22 protein-coding genes are annotated in these 20,998 nt (G+C 61.3%); 11 read left to right on the top strand and 11 right to left on the bottom strand.

What is annotated here, in order from left to right; translation table 11 throughout:
- Positions 1-401: 401 nt before the first annotated feature.
- The 9 genes from Q363_RS13725 to Q363_RS13765 all read right to left on the bottom strand — a co-directional run bounded on the left by Q363_RS13725 (position 402) and on the right by Q363_RS13765 (position 9,553).
- Positions 402-644, bottom strand: a complete 243-nt coding sequence (locus tag Q363_RS13725) for a hypothetical protein (RefSeq protein WP_157466846.1) — start codon at positions 642-644, stop codon at positions 402-404.
- A gap of 407 nt (positions 645-1,051) precedes the next feature.
- Positions 1,052-1,297, bottom strand: coding sequence for a MoaD/ThiS family protein (locus Q363_RS13730; RefSeq protein WP_035351047.1), 246 nt, complete (start codon positions 1,295-1,297; stop codon positions 1,052-1,054).
- A gap of 51 nt (positions 1,298-1,348) precedes the next feature.
- Entirely contained in the window at positions 1,349-1,885 is a 537-nt protein-coding gene (locus tag Q363_RS13735) for a DUF488 domain-containing protein (protein ID WP_035351048.1), read from the bottom strand.
- Positions 1,886-1,959: 74 nt separating this feature from the next.
- Complete coding sequence (lon, locus tag Q363_RS13740; RefSeq protein WP_035351050.1) at positions 1,960-4,404, bottom strand: endopeptidase La; 2,445 nt, start codon at positions 4,402-4,404, stop codon at positions 1,960-1,962.
- Positions 4,405-5,220: 816 nt separating this feature from the next.
- Complete coding sequence (gene dnaJ, locus Q363_RS13745; protein WP_035351052.1) at positions 5,221-6,378, bottom strand: molecular chaperone DnaJ; 1,158 nt, start codon at positions 6,376-6,378, stop codon at positions 5,221-5,223.
- 32 nt (positions 6,379-6,410) lie between these two features.
- On the bottom strand, positions 6,411-6,956 hold the full coding sequence (locus tag Q363_RS13750; protein ID WP_245632213.1) for a nucleotide exchange factor GrpE: 546 nt from the start codon (positions 6,954-6,956) through the stop codon (positions 6,411-6,413).
- 76 nt (positions 6,957-7,032) lie between these two features.
- Positions 7,033-8,112, bottom strand: a complete 1,080-nt coding sequence (hrcA, locus tag Q363_RS13755; RefSeq protein WP_035351057.1) for a heat-inducible transcriptional repressor HrcA — start codon at positions 8,110-8,112, stop codon at positions 7,033-7,035.
- 47 nt (positions 8,113-8,159) lie between these two features.
- On the bottom strand, positions 8,160-8,993 hold the full coding sequence (locus tag Q363_RS13760) for an Mrp/NBP35 family ATP-binding protein (protein WP_051978749.1): 834 nt from the start codon (positions 8,991-8,993) through the stop codon (positions 8,160-8,162).
- Between the two features lie 38 nt (positions 8,994-9,031).
- Positions 9,032-9,553 (bottom strand): acyl-CoA thioesterase, encoded by a 522-nt coding sequence (locus Q363_RS13765; protein ID WP_035351060.1) that lies wholly within the window; start codon positions 9,551-9,553, stop codon positions 9,032-9,034.
- Positions 9,554-9,615: 62 nt separating this feature from the next.
- Here Q363_RS13765 and Q363_RS13770 point away from each other — a divergent pair, with 62 nt between their 5' ends.
- From Q363_RS13770 to Q363_RS13790, 5 genes are all read left to right on the top strand, one after another.
- On the top strand, positions 9,616-9,927 hold the full coding sequence (locus Q363_RS13770; protein ID WP_035351064.1) for a tetratricopeptide repeat protein: 312 nt from the start codon (positions 9,616-9,618) through the stop codon (positions 9,925-9,927).
- Between the two features lie 50 nt (positions 9,928-9,977).
- The gene (locus Q363_RS13775) at positions 9,978-11,519 is read left to right on the top strand and encodes a sigma 54-interacting transcriptional regulator (RefSeq protein ID WP_035351066.1); all 1,542 of its coding nucleotides are present in this window, start codon (positions 9,978-9,980) and stop codon (positions 11,517-11,519) included.
- A gap of 80 nt (positions 11,520-11,599) precedes the next feature.
- Positions 11,600-12,685: an acyltransferase family protein gene (locus Q363_RS13780; RefSeq protein WP_084080348.1), complete on the top strand. Its 1,086-nt coding sequence runs from the start codon at positions 11,600-11,602 to the stop codon at positions 12,683-12,685.
- 247 nt (positions 12,686-12,932) lie between these two features.
- Complete coding sequence (locus Q363_RS13785; RefSeq protein WP_035351070.1) at positions 12,933-14,174, top strand: vWA domain-containing protein; 1,242 nt, start codon at positions 12,933-12,935, stop codon at positions 14,172-14,174.
- Positions 14,175-14,334: 160 nt separating this feature from the next.
- Complete coding sequence (locus tag Q363_RS13790; RefSeq protein ID WP_035351072.1) at positions 14,335-15,102, top strand: DUF2076 domain-containing protein; 768 nt, start codon at positions 14,335-14,337, stop codon at positions 15,100-15,102.
- On the opposite strand, the gene Q363_RS13795 is transcribed toward Q363_RS13790, so the two are convergent.
- Complete coding sequence (locus Q363_RS13795; RefSeq protein WP_245632214.1) at positions 15,099-16,736, bottom strand: AsmA-like C-terminal region-containing protein; 1,638 nt, start codon at positions 16,734-16,736, stop codon at positions 15,099-15,101. The two genes, Q363_RS13790 and Q363_RS13795, sit on opposite strands and share 4 nt — an antisense overlap.
- Before the next feature lie 151 nt (positions 16,737-16,887).
- Between Q363_RS13795 and Q363_RS13800 the strand changes: the two genes are divergently transcribed.
- From Q363_RS13800 to Q363_RS13825, 6 genes are all read left to right on the top strand, one after another.
- Entirely contained in the window at positions 16,888-17,181 is a 294-nt protein-coding gene (locus Q363_RS13800; protein WP_035351073.1) for a hypothetical protein, read from the top strand.
- A gap of 102 nt (positions 17,182-17,283) precedes the next feature.
- Positions 17,284-18,141: an MNIO family bufferin maturase gene (bufB, locus tag Q363_RS13805; RefSeq protein ID WP_035351075.1), complete on the top strand. Its 858-nt coding sequence runs from the start codon at positions 17,284-17,286 to the stop codon at positions 18,139-18,141.
- Entirely contained in the window at positions 18,138-19,034 is an 897-nt protein-coding gene (locus tag Q363_RS13810) for an HvfC/BufC N-terminal domain-containing protein (RefSeq protein ID WP_035351078.1), read from the top strand. The genes bufB and Q363_RS13810 overlap by 4 nt, the downstream gene beginning before the upstream one ends.
- Entirely contained in the window at positions 19,031-19,555 is a 525-nt protein-coding gene (locus Q363_RS13815) for a DoxX family protein (RefSeq protein WP_051978750.1), read from the top strand. The genes Q363_RS13810 and Q363_RS13815 overlap by 4 nt, the downstream gene beginning before the upstream one ends.
- Entirely contained in the window at positions 19,539-20,159 is a 621-nt protein-coding gene (locus tag Q363_RS13820) for a sigma-70 family RNA polymerase sigma factor (protein WP_035351080.1), read from the top strand. Before Q363_RS13815 ends, Q363_RS13820 begins: the two co-directional genes overlap by 17 nt.
- A complete protein-coding gene (locus Q363_RS13825) occupies positions 20,150-20,416 on the top strand; it encodes an anti-sigma factor family protein (RefSeq protein ID WP_035351083.1) in 267 nt (88 codons plus the stop codon). The genes Q363_RS13820 and Q363_RS13825 overlap by 10 nt, the downstream gene beginning before the upstream one ends.
- Before the next feature lie 140 nt (positions 20,417-20,556).
- Here the strand turns inward: Q363_RS13825 and Q363_RS13830 are convergent, their stop codons facing one another.
- Positions 20,557-20,997, bottom strand: coding sequence for a hypothetical protein (locus Q363_RS13830; RefSeq protein ID WP_051978751.1), 441 nt, complete (start codon positions 20,995-20,997; stop codon positions 20,557-20,559).
- Between the last annotated feature and the right edge of the window lies 1 nt (position 20,998).

A 20,998-nucleotide genomic window follows, 5' to 3' on the forward strand; every position in this document is an offset into this window, starting at 1 on the left:
GTGCGACCATCTCCCGCAGACACAATATTCCCCCGAAAAATGGCCTCTAAGCACACATTCTCGGCGCACGAACCTCCGCAACAACGATTAACTGCGCAGGAACCTGCCTTGATTCTCCGCCTGCATTACACCCCCTCCGTGCACTGACGCACGAACTCACTCCATCCCAAAAGAAAAACCAGGCCCACAGGCCTGGCTCTCTTCAGCATCCTTCAGCATGTTGGAGGTTAGCGGGTCGTAAACCGGAACTGATCCTTCAGCTGAATCGAACCGATGACGATGAGAGCAAGCATAGACGGCAGAAAGAAGATGTACATAAAGCCTCCTCAGGCAATTTGATTTTGGTACTGCTGTGTTTCCCCCGCAGCGCCATGTGCCCCGTGGCGTTGCGGGAATGTCGTTTACGAAGCGCGGCTACCGAACTTCCGGCGAATCGCTCCCGCAGCGCCTACCTGACCCGAACCGTACAACACCAGGGTCGAGGGCTCAGGCGCGTGCGCGGGAGGAGTGGTCGTCCCGTTCTGTTCAATCTGGTACGGACCCGTGCCTCCCGACGAGCCGTTGAACGTCTGTGCGCCGGCCTTCATCGAACCCGGGAGAGCCACAAGGCAGATAGCAGTTAGCAGATAAGCAAATCTCTTCAAGTTGTCCCCCTCGCTCATCGCGAGTTCTATTTATGCTTTTAGTGCTCTGCCACGACGGCATTCCGTCGTCTTCTGCTGCGTCTCCTGGTTCGCAACTCCGGCTTACACTTTCCTTCGCAACGACACTCTTGCGCGCGAAGATTCACAGTTGTGGCTACGCCTGCATCTCCGGCCAAAGAGAAGTGGCGACGTGACCGCCTCCATATGCGTTTGCTGATGCACTCTGGCGTATTGCAAACAGGCGGCCATTCCCCAAACTCGCCGGATTTTGAGAAATCCCCAAAAATCCCCGACCGGAGGCCGCTCACGCCTCGAAACAGCGATCAACTGTGCAGTAATGTGCCGTTAAAGTTCCAAAACATTGCCCTCACCCGTGGGCAAAACATTTCACACACACTTGCCGCAACTTACCTCGAACTGCCACCGCTCACCGGCGGCAGCAGTGCCACCTCATCCCCATCCCGCAAAACATCCTCCGGCCGCGCATACTCCCGGTTCACGGCCACTGCAATCGAGCGCATCCACCCCGCGCATCTCTCCTCATACAGTGCCATCAGGTCCCCCACGCACGCCCTCTCAGCAAGCTCCACCTGCTCGCTCTCCCGGCCGAAGCTCTCCTTCAGCACCCCAAAGTAAAGCACCTGTACGCGCATCTCTCTTGAAGCATACGACCCGCAGGTCTCTCGTGGCCACCTCGAAGAGCCTCACCCAAACAGCACCGGCTCCTTCGGATACCACACTCTGCCCCCACTCACCTGCGCGAAGCTTGTCATCACATGTGGCCTCCGCTCGCTCTCCCCATCCGCCTTCACGAACACATCCTCCACCGCCACGCCACGCGCCATCACCGCGTCCGTAATCAAAGACCGATGACACCGCCACGGCACAGCCTCCGCGCACATCACCACCGTCTGATCGATCTCCGGCAACCCCACCAGCCAGTCCACCTCCGCCTCGAACTGCGCCGTCTGCATATAGTCCGCATACCCACGAAAGCTCTCGTTCCTCCACCCCGTATTCACGCTGCCCGCAACCGCCTCCCGCCGCCCGCCCATCCCCTCACGCCACACCCCGCGAATCCCCGCCTCCTCCAGTCGCCGAAACAGCGCCGCCTGCGTGAACTGCGGATGTCGCCGCGACCCCGGAAACCTCCGCACATCCACCAGCATCCGCACGCCGTTGTCGCGCAGCGCCCGCAGAAACGCCTCAATCGTCAGCGTCGAGTGCCCAATCGTCATCATCGCCAAACATCCTCTCGCAAAACAAAAGAGGCGGCCGGCCAAAGCCGAACCGCCCTTACTCACATCATCAAGCCTTACGCCGAGGCGTGAATCACCTCTTCCCGCACAGCCTCGTCCTCGGCCTCTTCCTGCACCGTCTTCGGCAGCGCGACCGCCAGCACCTGATCGATCTGCGTGGCGTAGTGAATCTTCACGCCCTCGATCTGGTCCGGAGTCAGGTCCTCTTCCACCTGCGTCTTGCACTCCAGCGGAAGAACCACGTCCCGCACTCCCGCGCGTTTGGCCGCAAGGAACTTCTCCTTGATGCCTCCCACCGGCAGCACGTTGCCGCTCAGCGTAATCTCCCCCGTCATCGCCGTCAGCGGATGCACCGGTGTGTCCGTCAGCAGACTCACCAGCGCCGTCGCCATCGTGATGCCGGCCGAAGGCCCATCCTTCGGAATCGCTCCCGCAGGCACGTGGATATGGATATCCGTCTCCTTCGTGAAGTCCTCCTCCAGCCCGAACTGGCTCGCGTTCGACCGAACCCAGGTCAGCGCCGCCTGCATGCTCTCCTTCATCACATCGCCGATCTGGCCCGTGATCGTGAAGCCGCCCTTGCCCTTCATCTTGTTCGCCTCGATAAAGAGCACGTCGCCTCCCGCCGGTGTCCACGCCAGGCCAACCGCCACGCCCGCGCGCTTCGTCCGCTCCGCGATCTCCGTGTCCACGCGAACCTTGATCCCGCCCAGGAACTCGTGAATCACCTCCGGAGTAATCGTGACCTTTTCCGTCGCTCCCTCGGCGATCTTGCGAGCCACCTTGCGTGCAACCGTTCCGATCCTCTGCTCCAGCTTGCGAACCCCGGCCTCACGCGTATAGTGCCGCGCAATCATTGCCACACTCTCCGTCGGGAACTCGATCATCCCCGGATCGACTCCGTTCTCCTTGACTTGCCGCGGAACCAGATACCGCTCCGCAATATTGACCTTCTCCTCCTCCGTGTAGCCGGTCAGTTCGATGATCTCCATCCGGTCCAGCAGCGGAGCAGGAATCGTGTCCAGCTGGTTCGCCGTGCAGATAAACAGAACCTTGCTCAGATCGAACGGCTGATCCAGATAGTTGTCCCGGAACGTATTGTTCTGCTCCGGATCCAGCGTCTCCAGCAGCGCGCTCGCAGGATCGCCTCTGAAGTCACGCCCCAGCTTATCGATCTCATCCAGCATGAAGACCGGGTCGTTCACCTCCACCCTCTTCAGGTGTTGAATGATCTGTCCCGGCAGAGCTCCGATGTACGTCCTGCGGTGGCCGCGGATCTCCGCCTCGTCATGCATGCCGCCCAGCGAGATGCGCGAGAACTTCCGTCCCAGCGCCTTCGCAATCGACCGCCCCAGCGAGGTCTTGCCCACGCCCGGAGGTCCGACGAAGCACAGAATCGGCCCCTTCATGTCCGGCTTCAGCCGCCGCACACTCAGGTAATCCAGAATCCGGTCCTTTACCTTCTTCAACCCGTAGTGGTCCGCATCAAGAATCTCCTTCGCCTTCTTGATGTCCACCTCCGTTGCCGAGCTCTTCGCCCACGGCAGAACCGCCAGCCACTCCACATAGTTCCGCGTCAGGCTGTAGTCAGCCGCCATCGGGCTCATCCTGCTCAGGCGCGCCAGCTCCTTCAACGCGTCCTTCTTCGTCTCGTCCGGCATCCCGGCCGCTTCGATCTTCTCCCTCAGCTCGGCAATATCCTTCTGGCTCTCGTCAACATCTCCCAGCTCCTTCTGGATCGCCTTCAGCTGCTCGCGCAGGTAGTAGTCCCTCTGCGACTGCTGCACCGAGTCCTGAACCTCGCTCTGGATCTTGTTCCTCAGCTGCTGAACCTCGATCTCCTTCGCCAAGTGCTTGTTGATCCGCTCCAGCCGAGCCGTCACATCCGGAGTCTCCAGAAGCTCCTGCTTGTCCGCCGTCGTCAAAAACGGCAGCGACGAGGCAATAAAGTCCGCCAGCCTCCCCGGCTCCTCGATGTTGATCGCAATCGTCTGCAGATCGTCCGACAGCGTTGGCGACGACGTAACAATCTGCTGAAACTGGCTCACCACATTCCGCTGCAGGGCCTCCGTCTCCGGAGTCTTCTCCGGCTCCGTCTCCGGAACCACCTCGAACTCCGCCGTCATAAACGGCGTCAGCTGCGTAAACTCGCCCAGCTGCACCCGCTCATTGCCCTCCGTAAACACGAACAGGCTCTGGTTCGGCATCTTGACGACCTTGTGTACCGTCGCCCGCGTTCCTATCGCGAACAGATCCGCCGTCTGGGGCGCGTCCTGACGAGCATCCCGCTGCGCCACCACCAGGATCGACTTCTCCTCTCCCAGGGACTGGATCAGTTGAATCGAGCTGTCACGGCCCACCGTCAAAGGCAGAACCGCATGCGGAAAGAGAACCGTATCGCGCACTGGCAAAACCGGAACCGGCCGCTTGCCATTCGCGCCCTCGCCCCCTTCGGCGTTCTTTGCTGTTGGCTTGATTACACTTACGAAGTCGTTTGCCATTGAGTGTCCTTCTGTCAAATTATCAGATATTCGATGCAGCAACTATCATATAAGTCGCAACCACCCAACTCAACCCAAACTCCAGGCCACGAATATACCCATGACTAGGCAAACCAGTGCATGTTCTCCTTAAGACGCCTCATTCATCCCCTCAGTATCGGCGCCCATCCCATTTTCTTGATCTCTTTTCCACCGCCGTCGCTCATTCTCCCCGATACCGGCAGCACGGTTCGTCATCGGCCCGGACGTCCGGCCATCCTTCTACCGAATCGTAGTCCCTTCCCTGCCACAAATGCCTGTTAACCCAAGGACCGTCATTCTGACCCTGAGCGCAGTCGAAGCGGGAAGAATCTCAGTAGTTCGCGTGCTCCGCCACCGCGGTTGTCGCTTCACCCGCACTTCGAAACCAGCGCCTTTGCTTCTGAAACCAGCGCCTTTGCTTCTAAGGTAGAGCGGGGCTTCAGCCCCGCGTCTATACCCGTCGCGAAAAGGCGACGCACCACTCTGCCGAAGGCTGGAGCGAAGTCCGAAGGACGAAGCGACTCAAATCTCAGCGAGGCCAAAAACCTTGTCAAGCCCCAAAACCACGTATCTCTCTCAATCCAAAAGAAATAAAAAGTGCCGATTAATTACCTCCGGTTTGCTAAACTCAAATCAGAATCAGAAAAGAGAAAGCCCCAGCCACATAAGGCCGGGGCTTTCCCCTTTTGAATCAAGATTTTGACCCCTAAACCCTGAAGATTCAATATTTTAGGCTGTAGGAATCAAGCAAACCGAAGAAACAAAAGAACTTATCTTACCACCAGGGGGGAGGGGTCAGTTGAACATCTCCTTCACCTTGTCCAAGATCCCCCGCGAGGTCGGCGTGTTTTCCACGTGCATTGTCTCGCCAAGCTGCCGCAGAAGCTCCTTCTGCTGTTTGTTGAGCTTCGCCGGCGTCTGCACCCGTATCTCGACGATCAGGTCGCCCTTGCCCCGCTCGTTCAGGTGCGGAACGCCCTTACCACGCAGCTTGAACTCGCGCCCGCTCTGCGTGCCCTCGGGAATCTTGATCGTCTCGACCCCCTCGAGCGTCTGGATCTCAAGCTCCGTCCCCAGAGCAGCCTGCGGGAACGAGATCGGCAGAACGCAGTGCAGATCATCGCCGTCGCGCTCGAAGAACTTGTGCGCCCTCACGTTCAGGATCACGTAAAGGTCGCCCGAAGGCCCGCCGAACTTCCCGGCCTCGCCCTCGCCCTGATAGCGGATCCGCGTGTCCTGCTCGACGCCCGCCGGAACCTTCACCACGATCGTGTGCTCGGCCTGCAGCCTCGTCTCGCCGTGGCACGTCGGGCAAGGATCGACGATCAGCGTCCCTGTTCCGCCGCACACCGAGCAGGTCTTCGCCACCGAGAAGAAGCCCTGCTGGAACCTCTGCTGGCCGCGACCGCCGCACTGCGTGCACGTCACCGGCTGCTTGCCCTTGGCTGCGCCCGATCCGCGGCAGTCCCTGCACGCCTCGCTGCGGCGAATCTTGATCTCGCGCTCGACCCCGAAGACCGCCTCTTCGAACTCCAGCGTCAGGTCGTAGCGCAGATCGCGCCCGCGCTGCACCCGCGAGGCCTGACCGCGCGAGCCGCCCATGTTGAACATCTCGCCGAACAGGTCGCCGAAGATGTCCCCAAGGTCCTGAGCGTTGCCAAAGCCGCCGCCGAACGGGCTGCCGCCGAAGCCGCTGCCGCTCGAGCTGCCGTTGAACGCCGCATGGCCGTAGCGATCGTACGCCGCGCGCTTCTCCGGGTCGCTCAGAACCTGGTAAGCCTCGCTGCACTCCTTGAACTTCTCTTCGGCGGTGTGATCGCCCGGATTGCGGTCCGGATGATACTGCATCGCAAGCTTGCGATAAGCCGTCTTCAGCTCCTGATCGGAAGCGTCCCGCGAGACGTTCAGCACTTCATAGAAATCGGTCTTGGTCACGTTTGCCGTCGCACTCATTCTTTCAACAACTCCATCTTCAACAACCCAGACTAGTCACTCACCATCGCCGGATTCACCGCGATCTTCACCAGCGCCGGACGAAGCAGCTTATCGCGGACCTTGTACCCGCAACGAACCTCTTCCAGCACCTGATGATCGGGAAACTCCTTGGTTTCGATGCTCCCCAGAGCTTCGTGGACTCGCGGGTCGAACTGCGCCCCGACGCTCTCCACCGGAACCACGTTCAGCCCGCGCAGAGCGTCTTCCATCTGCTTTAGAATCAGCTCCACGCCCCCGCGAAGTTGCTCGGCCGAACCATCCGACTTCAGCGCCAGCTGGAAGTTGTCCATCACGCCCAGGAACGGCTCAACCGTACTCGAAACCGTGTAATCGCGAGCGTCCTGACGCTCCTTCGCCTCGCGCCTGCGCGCATTGTCGAACTCCGCCTGCAGCCGCGCCAGCCGGTCCAGAAGCTGATCGCGCTCGCCCTTCACCTGCTCAAGCTCCACCTGAGCTGCATCCTGCACTGCCTCCTCAGAAGGAGTCGTCACAACATCACCCTCCTGCACGGCTTGCACAGTGGTCTCGTCCTGCATTGGATCATGTCTCCTCATGGAATCGTTTCCCTCTTCTATTATCGCCCATCGCGCAATCCCAGGCGTAGAAGCCCAACTACTCGTTTGGATGCAGGACAATCCGGTCGAAGACCCGAGACAGATAGCCGACCGCGTTCATCGTGTTCTCGTAGTCCATCCGCGTGCTTCCGATCACCCCGATCGTCCCGCGATTCTCGCCCCCCATCCGCGCCGGCGCCGCGATCAGCACCAACCCAGCCATCTCCGGAGCCTGCTCCTCGAGATCGAAGACCACGCGAACGCTCTCCTGCCGAGAGTCGATATACGCATTCAGCAGCTCCACCAGCCTCTGCTTGGCTTCAAGTGCGACCAGCATTTCGCGCAGCCGTTCGCCATCAACCTGCGTTCCAATCAGGTTCGCCACGCCCTCGACGTAGACCGACGCAACAGGAGTCTCCGCCGCCGGAACCGTCTTCACCCAGAGCTGCTGTACCGAGTTCAGCAGCCGCTGATACTCCGTGCGCTCGCGCTCCACCATCCGCGCCAGCTCCGCGCGAACCTGCTCTACGCTCCAGCCCCGGAAGTGCTCGTTCAGAAAGTTCGCCGCCGTCTCCAGCTCGCCCAGCGTCAGGTCATGATCGAGCGCCAAAACACGGTCGCGAACCATTCCCGACCGCGTCACCACAACCGCCAGAACCCGCGCCGGAGCCAGCCGCGAGAAGTGCACATGCTCCAGCGCATCGCCCTCCGCAGCCGTCGCAATCGCAAGCCCGACGCCGCTTGAAAGCGTCGCCAGCACATGCGACGTTCGTTCCAGCACCGCCTGCGTTCCCGCAACGCCCACAAAGCTCGAATCGATCTGCCGCCGCGACCGCGCCGGAAGCCGCCCGGCATCGATCCGCGGATGCGCCCCACCGCTCAGCTGTTCCACGTACATCCGGAACGCGCGCGCCGTCGGAATCCGCCCCGCCGAGGTATGCGGCTGCTCCAGCAAACCCGCCTCGGCCAACTCCGCCATCTCGTTGCGGATGGTCGCCGAGCTCATCGCCGGAATCTCGCCGTACGCCAGCCGCGCAATCGTTCCCGAACCCACAGGTTCGCCGGTCGCGATATAGCTCTCGATGATGGCCGTCAGGATGGCCCGCTGCCGCGCCGTGATCCGCCCTTCCTCTGCCATCGCGATTCCTCCCGCTCGAGTCCAGTCTACCGTTACCGTCAACAGGCCTAACTGATCTCCAGCACGTCCTCACTCTTAGACGCAGCCTCGCGCGCCTTGTCGGCCACGCGCCGAGCCACCGCATAGAACTCCGCCGAAAGCTTCGCTTCCGGCCCCGCAAGCGCAACCGGAAGTCCTTTGTCGCCGCCCTCGCGGATCGTCGGACTCAGCTCCAGCGCGCCCAGAAACGGCAGCCCGAACTGTGCCGCCGTCCGCTCCGTTCCGCCGGCGCCAAACACATCGATCACCTCGCCCGAAGGCAGCGTCATCTGCGACATATTCTCCACCAGACCCAGAACCTCGACCTTCACCTGGTGAAACATCTCCAGCGCCTTCCGAGCATCCTCGAGCGCGACGCTCGATCCCGTCGAGACCACGATCGCCCCGGTGAGCGGAACCGTCTGGACCAGCGAGATCACAACATCGCCCGTCCCCGGAGGAAGGTCGATGATCAGGTAGTCCAGCTCGCCCCACTCCACCTGCTGCAGAAACTGCCGGATGATCTGGTGCAGCATCGGCCCGCGCATCACCAGCGGCTTGTCCCCCGGCGAGATCAGCCCAATCGAGATGAATTTCACCCCGTGCGCCAGGATCGGCTCGATGCGGTTCCCTTCGAGCACGCTCGGCTGCCGCGTCGCTCCCAGCATCGTCGGCACGTTCGGCCCATAGATATCGGCGTCGATCAGCCCGACCTTATAACCCAGCTTGCCCAGCGCAACCGCCAGGTTCACCGCGATCGTTGTCTTGCCGACCCCGCCCTTGCCGCTGCCAACTGCTACAACGTGCGCCACTCCAGGCAGAGGCTGCGGCCCCTGCGGAACTCCTGCTCCCATGTGTCCCATAACCCTCTCCTGATCTCTTTTCACGGCGCGCGAACGCGTCAGATATGCCACTCATCGCCGAGCGCGGCGCGCATCTCCTTCTTGCGCTGCGTCTCGCCTGCCCGCATCTCGCGGCGGCGTCCTGCGTCTTCGAACCGCCGCTTCTGGTGCTCCGTCTCCGGAATCACTTGCGGCACAACAATCCTGCTCCCTTCCTTATCCACAGCGACAAAGGTGAGATACGCCGACGAGACGTGACGCAATCTGTTCTTCCGGACGTCCTCCACCATCGCCTTCACCCCAACCTCCATCGAGGTGCGATACGCGCGATTCACACTGGCCTTCAGGATCAGCAGATCGCCCACACGCACCGGCGCGACGAAGTCCAGATGATCCATGCTCGCCGTCACCGTAGTGGCCCGTGCATGACGGCTCGCCGCCATCGCTCCAACCAGGTCGATATACTGCATCAACCGTCCGCCAAAGAGATTTCCCAGGGCATTCGCGTCCGAGGGAAAGATAATCTCACTGCGTTCCGATTGCGACTCGCATACCGTTCTTGCCAAAACTACGTCACTCATCCCTTTCCAGTGTAAATCGCGACGGCTTGCCAACTCCATGCGAGACAGCGCACCATCGTTCTATGGATCGAATCGCGCTTCTCAACCAAGTGCTCGAGCAGAACCCTGCCGATGCCTTTGCCCGTTACGGCCTGGCGATGGCTCACCTCTCGGAAGGCCGAACCGACGACGCGCTCGCCGAGTTCGACATCCTCATTCGGCACAATCCCGAGTACATTCCGGCCTACCAGATGTCCGCCCAGACGTTCGCCAAACTCGGCCGCTCCGCCGAGGCCATCGAGCGCCTACGCCACGGCATCGCCACCGCCGTCCGGCACGGCAACGCCCACGCCGCCTCCGAGATGCAGGCCCTGCTCGACGATCTCGCACACTGACGCCACTCCCATCGAACCCTTCGCCCGCCCCGAACATCTATACTCTCACCATGGCGAATCGACTCCCCGCGACCCTCGGCGCTCTCCGGAGCAGTGACTACACCCCCGAACGCCTGGCTCGCAGCGTCAAGGACGAGCTTCGCGAGAACCTCATCTGCCGCCTTCGCACAAGTGCCCGCGGCAAGGAAAACCAGGAGACTATCTTCCCCGGCATCGTCGGCTACGAGGACACCGTCGTCCCGCAGATCGTCAACGCCATCCTCTCGCGTCACAACTTCATCCTGCTCGGACTGCGCGGACAGGCGAAGTCGCGCATCCTCCGCGCGCTCACCACGCTGCTCGATCCGCACACGCCCTACATCGCAGGCTCCGAGATTCGCGACAACCCCTACGCGCCCATCAGCAAGTACTCGCGCGATCTGATCGCCAAAATGGGCGACGAGACGCCCATCGCGTGGGTCACCCCGGACGACCGCTTCGTCGAAAAGCTCGCCACCCCCGACGTCACCGTGGCCGATCTCGTCGGCGACATCGACCCGATCAAGGCCGCCCGCTCCAACCAGGACCTCGGCTCCGAGCTGACGATGCACTACGGCCTTCTGCCCCGCGCCAACCGCGGCATCTTCGCCATCAACGAGCTTCCCGACCTCGCGGGCAAGATCCAGGTCGCTCTCTTCAACATCATGCAGGAGGGCGACGTGCAGATTAAGGGCTACCCCGTCCGCCTGCCGCTCGACGTCGCCATCGTCTTCTCCGCCAACCCCGAGGACTACACCGCGCGCGGCAAGATCGTCACCCCGCTCAAGGACCGCATCGGCTCGGAGATTCGCACACACTACCCCGAGGACATCGAAGAAGGCATCGCGATCACCGCGCAGGAAGCATGGTCAAAGCGTCCCGCGGCAAACATCGAGATTCCCCACTACATCCGCCAGGTTGTGGAGCAGATCGCCTTCGCCGCCCGCGAGGACAAGAAGGTCGATAAGAAATCCGGCGTCTCGCAGCGGCTTCCCATCAGCACAATGGAACTCGTGCTCTCGAACGCCGAACGCCGCGCCCTCATTCACGGCGAGAGCCTCGTCGTTCCCCGCGTCGGCGACATCTACGCCGCGCTGCCCGGCATCACCGGCAAGATCGAGCTCGAATACGAAGGCGAGATGCGCGGCGCCGACACCGTCATCCGCGAGATCATCCGCGTCTCCGTCTCCCACATCTTCGATCAGTACTTCGGCGACACAGACACCCAGCAGATCGAGCAGTGGTTCAATCTCGGAGGCACCGTCCAGCTCAACGACGCCCAGCCCGCCGCCGGCTCGCTCGCCGAGCTCAAACAGATCCAGGGCCTCTTCGAGAAACTCTCCCCGCTGAACATCAACGGCAAGTCCTCACCCGAAACCACCGTCAGCGCCGCCGAGTTTCTGCTCGAAGGCATGTACGCCCACAAGCGAATAAGCCGCGCCGAAGAACGAGTCTTCACCGCCGCCGAAAAGAAGCAGCGCGTCGACCAGGCCGCCAGCTATGCCGAGCGCATGCGCGAACGCGAACAGGAAGAGTACACCACACGCAATCGCACGCGGCGTGGCTTCAATTAGGAATCGGTTCCCGCATGCAGGCCGAATGACAAATATTTCTTAGTGCAACTCAGGATTCTGGGATACATTGAGCTGCTGCAATGACTTCCCGGAGCCCAACCCGTTTTTACGGGATACAGGTTTTGCGCGGCATCGCGGCCGTACTTGTATTACTGCATCACCAGATCGTGGCAATTCGCGACATTCGGATCGCGGGGGCAGAACGCTTCTTTATCCTTACCCGCGGAGCGTTCGGTGTAGACATCTTTTCCCCAGTCAGCGGATTTGTCATGTATCTCGCTGCTTCGAAAGCGCTTCGCCAGCCGGAGGCCGGCCGTGCGGCGGGGGAGTTTGCCTCGCGACGCTTCATTCGGGTCGCATCGCTCTATTGGCTCTTTACAACGCTCAGGCTCATTGTTGTCCGAATCACGGCCGCCGTCAGCCTGCTTAGTCATTTCTCTTTTTGGTACATTGTCACGTCCTATCTCTTCCTGCCGGCCTACAATCCGCAGGGACTCGTACTCCCGGTTCTTTCGGCCGGTTGGACGCTCTCATATGAGATGCTGTTATACGCAGTCGTATCGGTTTGCATTCTCTGCCGTGCGCCGTTGCTCACATGGTGTACAGTCGTCATTGGCACGCTCTCTGTGGCTGGCATCGTCATTCCCCATTCCTGGGGAGCCACCTGGCTGGCCAATCCTATCGAACTGGAGTTTCTGGGTGGACTCTTTCTGGCAGCTCTGTGCCTGCGAAGAGTGCTCCTTCCTCCTGTCTTGGCGATCTCGATTGCCATTGCATCCATACTCTTTGTTGCCCTCATCCCCTGGGAGGCCGAAGAGTCCCTTCTTCGCGCCCTCCTCTGGGGCGTTCCTGGATGCCTTCTGCTCTGGGCCTTCACATCGCTGGAATCCGTCGCTGATCTCTCGCGACACACGTTTTTGCTTCTCCTGGGAGACGCTTCCTACTCTCTCTATCTGACGCATCTCTTCTTCGTGCCAATCACGGCTAGGGCGATCGGCAGACTGCATCTTGAGGGAATGCTCACTCTGGCGATCGCACAGGCCGTCGGCGCAGCAATTACCGTTGGCTTTGCAATTGCCATCCACCTCAGGATTGAGCAGGCTTTGATGTCGTTTTTCTCCGGCCGTATCCCGTGGTCGCTCCGGTCAGTCGAAGAACGGGCCTAATGCTGATTCGGTGTGGGTATCGATGGTCATGCCCACGAACAAGAAGAGTACAGCGCCCTCCCCGCACGCGATCTTTAGAGGGCTCGAGACGCCAACCTTTTACACCTAGACGGCAGCACGACGATCATCGACGGCTACGCGCTCGGCGCGGTTGGTAAATGATGGCTCTCTGCAAGGCGAGCGGAATCTAAACCGCAGGGTCTACACTCTAAAGCAGAGGACTTTGCCGCCCGGGAGGAATCAACCCATGAAACGAGTCCGCTACACCAAATTCACCGGCGACCTCTCCTCGAGCTTCGGCCTCGAAGACCTCATGCAGGCCCTCTCGGACTTCTTCCTCGACTCCGGCTTCAACGACCCATACGCCAGCTTCCACGAGTTCAACGACCAGACGCTCGAGAACCTCCGCGATGCCATCCGCCAGGCGCTCGAGTCCGGCGAACTCTTCGACGAAGAGGCGCAGGAGAAGTTCGACACGCTCGCCGAAGACCAGGTCGAGGAGCTCATCGACAAGATCATCCAGAAGATGCAGGAGCAGAACTTCATCAACGCCGAGCAGCCTCCCCAGGGCCAGGGCCAGATGGGCAACGGCAACGAGAATGCACGCTTCGAAGTCACCGACAAGGGCATGGACTTCCTCGGCTACAAGGCCCTGCGCGAGTTGCTTGGCCCGCTCGGCCGCTCCAACTTCGGCCGCCACGACACCCGCCACGAGGCTGCCGGCGTCGAGATCAACGGCTCCTCCAAGCTCTACGAGTTCGGCGACACGCTCAACCTCGACGTCACCGCCACCTTCTCCAGCGTCTTTGCTCGCGAGGGCATCCGCACCGCCGTCGAAGGCGAGGAACACACGCCGCTCAACGTCGAGTACTCCGACCTCCACGTCCACCAGTCCGACTACCAGTCCTCCTGCGCCACCGTCGTTCTGCTCGACTGCTCGCACTCGATGATCCTCTACGGCGAAGACCGCTTCACTCCGGCCAAGCGCGTCGCCATGGCGCTCTCGCACCTCATCCGCACGCAGTTCCCCGGCGACACGCTCAACCTCGTCCTCTTCCACGACACCGCCGAGGAGGTCCCCGTCTCGCAACTCTCCCGCGTCCGTGTTGGCCCCCACTACACCAACACCCGCGACGGCCTGCGACTCGCGCAGCGCATCCTCGCCAAGCAGAACAAGGACATGAAGCAGATCGTGATGATCACCGACGGCAAGCCCTCGGCCCTCACCCTGCCGGACGGACGCATCTACAAGAACGCCTTCGGCCTCGACCCGCTCGTCATCGAAGAGACGCTCGAAGAGGTCTCGCGCTGCAAGCGCTCCGGCATCATGATCAACACCTTCATGCTCGCCAACGACTTCACCCTCATGCAGTTCGTCCAGAAGGTGACCGCGATGTGCCGCGGCAAGGCCTACTTCACCACCCCGCAAACCCTCGGCAACTACCTGTTGATGGACTTCATGTCACGCCGCATGAAGACGGTGCATTGAAATCGAGCGAAGCTGTCTGAACCTCGCTTTGCGTCATGAAGACAGTGCACTAGGGCCCTCAGCGTCTGCCCGCTGAACCCTTTCGCTACCTTTCCGTATCTATTCGCGTCTTACTACACGACTCGCGTGGGAAAGCCTCCCGCGTGCCGGAGGAGATCCCATGACACCGCAGGAACAACAGATGCTTGAGCGCCTGATTCAGCGCGTCAATCAGACCAAGCTCCAGGAAAAGGACTTCGACGCCGAAGAGATGTTGCAGCAGACGCTCGGCCGTAACTCGGATGCGCTCTACATCCTCGCACAGACCGTGCTCGTACAGCAGTATGCTCTCGAACAGGCGCAGAAACAGCTCGAGGAGCTTCGCCAGCAGCAGGCACAGCAGCCGCAGCGCTCAACCAGCTTCCTCGGCAGCCTGCTCGGCCGTGACGACACCTCACGCCCAGCACCACCGCCTGCTCCGCCGCCCACGTATTCGACTTCGACGCCGCAGTATGCTCCTGCTCCAGGCTATGCTCCGGCATACGGGGCCCCGCAGTCCGGAGGCTTTCTACGCGGTGCCATGCAGACCGCAGCCGGTGTCGCCGCCGGCGCACTCGCCTTCCAGGGGATCGAGAGCCTGATGCACGGCTTCGGACACGCCGCAGGCTACGGACCAGGCTTCGGCAGCTTCGGTGAAGGGGATCGACCAGAGATCATCAACAACTACTACGGCGACGACGAGCGCGGTCACGAGAGCCCTCTCTCGCCCGACATCGAAGACCGGCGCGGCGAATCGCGCTTCTCTCAAGCCGTCGACAAGGACGACCACGGCGACGCCTTCATGAACAGTGATGACAAAGCAGACAACTTCGCCGACGACACCTCGTCCTTCGACGACAGCTCCGACTTCGGAGACGGTTTCGACTCAGGAGACGACAGCGGCTTCTAGTTGCTCTCACCCTTAGGACTGTATTTGTCCTTATGTTTCAGGTCGAGACCGAACTTCGGTTCACCGGTCGTCCCCGTGATCTTCACAGGAATCTCCGCTCCCGCACCATTCTTCTTGAAGAACGGGTCCACCGGCTTCAGCAACAGCGACTTCCAAGTCGACGCCACCATCTGCGAGATCTTCGCGTCCGTCCTGACGATCCCGCCAAAGTCGAACTCCCTGCCGTCGAGCGAATACACGCCCGCCAGCCGCACCCTGGCGCCGGGCAACTCGTAGTCCAGCTGCCTGAAGTCCATCCTCCCCCTGCCCAGCGTAAATTGCCCGGTCATCTTCGACCGCACATCCTCTGCGCCGGGCTTTGCCTGCTTCGCCGCGCCCTGCGCCCGCAGGCTAAGCATGTCCACCTTGTCCTGCACCGCGACGTTCGTGAAGTGAATCCTCGACAGCGTGAATCGTCCCGTCAGCCCCAGCTTTTCGATCACTCGTTCCTTGCCCGGCTGGATCTGCAGCTTCATCTTCATGTTGAGCGACCCCGTCATGATGACGGGCTGCGTCTTCACACCAAGCTCCAGGAAGTCCTGAATCCTCCCGTGTGGAACATCCACGTCAAGATCGATCAGATGCCCTTTGCCCTTGATATTCACAATCGCGCCGTTACCGCTGAACTCCGACCTGCCCAGCGTCGCCTCCACAGGCTGCAGGTAGGTGTCTCCGCTCGTTCCATCCACAATTGCGTGAAACTTCGTATGCAGCGGCATCGGATGATTCGCCGTGTCCAAGGAGAAGTCCGACATATCGGTCGTCCCATCCACCACAATCCGATTCAGTTGCCCGGTAAACTCACCCACCGACGACAGCACGCCACCAATGCCGCGGATCGTATTTAGATCCGCATGATCGAACGTGTACCTTCCCGTCACCGTGGAATCTCCCGGACTCTCATTCACCCACGGGCCAAATGTCCCAGTTGCATGAATATCTCCCCTTGGAATGGCGTTGACCAGCGTCGCATCGTACCGCCACGGTGCATTCGGACCCACGTTGTGCATCACGATATGCTCCAGGTCGAACTCCTTCGGATCCTTGTCCGGCTTGGCCGTCTCGATCACCAGCTTCGAGTCATCGCAAACGATCTCGTCCACCACAATCTTGATCTTGCCCAGGTGGCGGTTGCTCTTCGGCACCTGTCGTCGCACCTCGCGCGGCGGAATATGGATCGCCATCCCGGTGACGTGCACCGTCCCCACATGCATCGGTTTCAAGAACAGGCCGCGTACATCGGCATGAAACGCGAAATGACTCAACTCGATCAGAGGGTTCTTCGCTCCGGCCGCCAAGACATCATCCGTCGGATAAATGCGCAGTTCCTCTCCCGAAACTTCAAGGCCCTTCAGCACCGACACATGAAAGCCGCCCAACTCCACCCTGCTGTTGAAACGCGTGCTCAGAGTCTCGATCACCCGCCCCCTCAGAATCGGCTCGGCGCGATGCAGCATAAACTCCACAACGGCCGTAACCACGATCACCGCAAGCAGAAGAGAGATCGCAGTCCAGCCCCACACTCCGCGGCGCCGCTTCCCGACGCCCTTCCTGCTTTCGGGCTCCTTGCCTGTGTCCTGCTTAACGCCGTTCACAATCAATTGGATGCGGAAATGATTCGCCTCGTCTTCCCTACTTTCCCCGTGACAAAAACTCTATAAAAAGCTGTTACCCTTCTCTTCGCCTCGTATCTAACGGGGCAAGACGGGGCGCTGATTAGCCCTTCCCAAAACCCAAGGAGATGTCATGAAAAATTCCTTCAAGGCAATGATGCTGAGCGCCGCTGTCACCGGCCTGCTCAGTGGCTCGGCTACTCCCCTCAACGCTTCCATCAATAACCACGACGGCGCCCAGTTCGGCGCTGCTGCACTCTCCTCTGCCTCGATGATGGCGCAGGACAAGGACAAGCACTCCTGTAAAGGCAAGAACGACTGCAAAGGCAAAGGCGGATGCAAGTCCAGCGACAACGGCTGCAAGGGCAAGAACAGCTGCAAGGGCAAGGGTGGATGCGCCACCGATGGCTCCAAGCCCCCGGCGTAGCAGCTGGCCCTCCAACTCACAAGCTGATAGGTTCTGTTCCGCCGCGACACTGCCCCAGTGTTATGGCGGAACAGAACCAGCCTCCAGGCTAAGGACTCCGCAATGCCAGCAAATCGCTTCAACGGATTCACGGACTACGGCGTCGGCATTGGTCTCCGCGTGCCACACTATCGGCACATCCTCGAGAAGAAGCCCGTCGTCGACTGGTTCGAGATCATCTCCGAGAACTACATGATCGACGGCGGCCGCCCGCTCTCCGTGCTCGACAGCATCCTCGATCAGTACCGCGTCGTGCAGCACGGCGTCTCGATGTACTTCGGCTCCGCCGATCCGCTCTCACGCGAGCACCTCCGCCGCCTCAAGGCGCTCGTCCGTCGCACCAACACGCCCTGGCTCTCCGACCACCTCTGCTGGGGCTCGGTCGATGGCACCTACACTCACGACCTTCTCCCCATACCCTACACCTTCGAGGCCGCGCGCATCACTGCCGAAAAAATCCGCCAGGCCCAGGACTTCCTCGAGATCCCCATCGCCGTCGAAAACGTCTCCAGCTACGCCGAGTTCCACGTCTCCCAGATGACCGAGTGGGAGTTCCTCAACGAAGTCGTCGAGCAGGCCGACTGCGGCATTCTCCTCGACGTCAACAACATCTACGTCTCGTCACAAAATCACAACTTCGATCCTCACGATTACATCGAGGCAGTCCCCGCCGAGCGCGTCGCCCAGATCCACATCGCCGGCCACTCCAGATTCGAGAAGTACATCCTCGACACCCACGACCACCCCGTCCTCGACCCGGTCTGGTCGCTCTACGCGCGCGCCATCGAGCGCTGCGGCCCGACCGCCACGCTGCTCGAGTGGGATGACTCCATCCCCTCCTTCGACGAGGTGCACGCCGAAGCCCTCAAAGCCAACCGCTTCCTCCAACCGCAGGAACAGCCGCTCAAGGTGATCGCATGACCGGCCCCGATCTCCAGACCCTGCAGCGCCGCATGGCCAACGCCGTCATGCGCCCGCTCACCCGCAACGAGACGATGCACAAGCGCAGCGCCGGCAAGTCCATCGCCGCCGAAGCCGACACCTTCATCAAGCCCAACGACCGTCTCTCCTCCTTCGAGCGCCTCGAGATATACAACCGCCAATACTGGTTCCGTCTCTTCTCTTCCTTTGAAGAGGACTTCCCCGGCCTCAAATCCATCGTCGGCACGCGCCGCTTTGAAAACCTCATGCGCGCCTACCTCGAAGCCAACCCTTCGCGCTCCTTCACGCTGCGCAATCTCGGCCGCTCCCTCGTCGTCTGGCTGCGCGAAAACCCGCAATACACCCAGCCCGACACTGAAGCCGCCCTCTCCATGGCCGCGCTCGAGTGGGCCCACATCGAAGCCTTCGACAACGAACAGCGCACTCCTCTCTCTGCCGACGAGATCGCCGCCATCGACGACACGTCGCACCTCGAACTCCAGCCCTACCTCCGCCTCGTCGAAGCTCCCTACGCTGTAGACGACGCTCTGATCGCCATCCGCGACGCATCCCACGCCTCCGGCACCCAGGCCTCGAACGCGGTCAGCATTCATCTCGTTCGCCGCACTCGCTCCCGCACTCTACGCCGCGAGCAGATCTACCTCGCCGTCCACCGCCACGACGACTCCGTCTACTACAAGCGCCTCTCGCGCGAAGACTACCTTCTCCTCCACGCGCTCGATGGCGCCGCCACGCTCGGCGACGCCATCGAAGCCGCCTTCACCGACAGCGCTGTCCCCGAAGCCGACCGTCCCGTGCACATTCAATCCGTCTTCCACTACCTCATGCAGATGGGCTGGCTCTGCACTCCACGCACACAGGAGCCCGTATGAAACTCCTCTCAGGCATCGCCTCCGCTCACGCCGTCCTCTGCGACATCGCAGACAGACTTTGCTCGCCGCTCCTGCTCGCGGTCCGTCTCTACTGGGGGTGGCAGTTCGTCCAGACCGGCCTGGGCAAGCTGCGCAACCAGGAAAAGGTCGTCGACTTCTTCACCTCGCTCAACATCCCTTTCCCCGCGCTCAACGCGCACTTCGTCTCCGGACTCGAGTTCTTCGGCGGAATCCTGCTCATCCTCGGCCTCTTCTCACGCCCCATATCGCTGCTTCTCACCGGCTCCATGTTCGTCGCCTACTGGACCGCCGACCACGAGGCCCTCCTCTCCATCTTCTCCAACCCCGAAAAGTTCTACGGCGCCGATCCCTTCCCCTTCCTCTCCGCCGCCGTCCTCATCTTCGCCTTCGGCCCCGGCAGGTTCTCGCTCGACGCGCTCATCGCCAGCAAATTCAAGCTGTACATGCACACCAAAGACACGCACACGCCACACTGGGGAACGGATGCAGTCGCCGGCTAAAGAGAGAGACGAGGCAGCCATGATCGCGGATGTGCTGGCCGGCAACACCGAAAGCTTCCACGAACTCATTCGCCCCCACGAGCGAAGCGTCTACCTCATGGCCCTCTCCTTGCTCCACAACGAGGCCGAGGCCGAGGACGCCGCGCAGGAGGCCTTCATCAAGGCCTACCGCAACCTCGACCGCTTCCGCTCCGAGTCGCGCTTCAGCACCTGGCTCATCGCCATCGTCCTCAACGAGGCCCGCGCCCGCCTGCGCCGCAAGCAACCCGCCCTCACCGACTCCATCGACGACACCTCCGAAGGCTCCGTCGCTCCCGCGCAGCTCACCGACTGGCGCGAGATCCCCTCCGAATCCCTCGAACGCCAGGAGGTCCGCACGCTCATTCGCCGCGCCCTCGCCTCGCTCCCCCTCGCCTACCGCGAGGTCTTCGTCCTCCGCGAGCTCGAAGAGCGCAACGTTCAGGAGACCGCCGAAACCCTCGGCATCACCATCGCATCCGTTAAGATGAGGCTTCACCGCGCCCGCTTGATGTTGCAGAAACAACTCGCACCGCAACTCGTCAGCGCTGCCCCCGCACGCCGAAGGAGGTTCCCATGGTTCTGAGCTGCCGCCATGTCTGGGACTACATCTCCGGCTACCTCGACAACACGCTCGACGCCCAGACCCGCGCCGATGTCGAAGAGCATCTTGCGCACTGCGAGATCTGCTCCGCCGTCCTCGACTCCACGCGCAACATCCTCATCCTCACCGCCGACGACCGCGTCTTTGAGCTCCCCCTTGGCTACAGCGAGCGACTCCACGCCCGCCTCGCCCAGGCAATGCTCGAAGTCCCACCGCCAACAAATGAATCCTCACCCTGAAAGCGCAACGACATCTGAGCCAGGCCTTGACCTGTTGTCACTCCGAGCAAAGCGCAGCGAAGTCGAGGTACCCCCCGTATTTCATTTGAAACGCCACGAAGCTCAGGGGGCAACCAAATGAAACGGATCGCGCGTTTTTTTCACACCCGGTGCACCATCGGGTGCGCAATCCACTCCACCGCCAGCAGCACCAGCGTCACGATCGCCAGCGCCACCTGCAGCCGCTCCGAACGCAGCTTCTCTCGCGACACCGGTTGCACCCGCCACTGCGCCGCAGGCCGCGCCCGCAACGACCGCACCCGCCACACCGAGTACAGATTCGCCACAGAGCCCGCCAGCGCCAGCCACATCATCGGAATCCGTATCGCGTCCTGATGAAAACCCTTCGCCGGCGCATGAATCCCCGCCGCAGCCGCCAGCGCGCTCAACCCGATCAACACCCTGAATCCGCTGATCGCAAGCACCGCCGTGCACGCACTCTGCAGCAGCGCAAACAGAACGCTCCCCACATTCACCCAGCGCACCCGGCGCTCCGTACCCTCGGCCTGCTTCAACTGTTCTCCAAACGGCTCGTCGCTCATC

The organism is Edaphobacter aggregans DSM 19364 (assembly GCF_000745965.1).
In the GTDB taxonomy this organism is placed as follows: Bacteria; Acidobacteriota; Terriglobia; order Terriglobales; family Acidobacteriaceae; genus Edaphobacter; species Edaphobacter aggregans.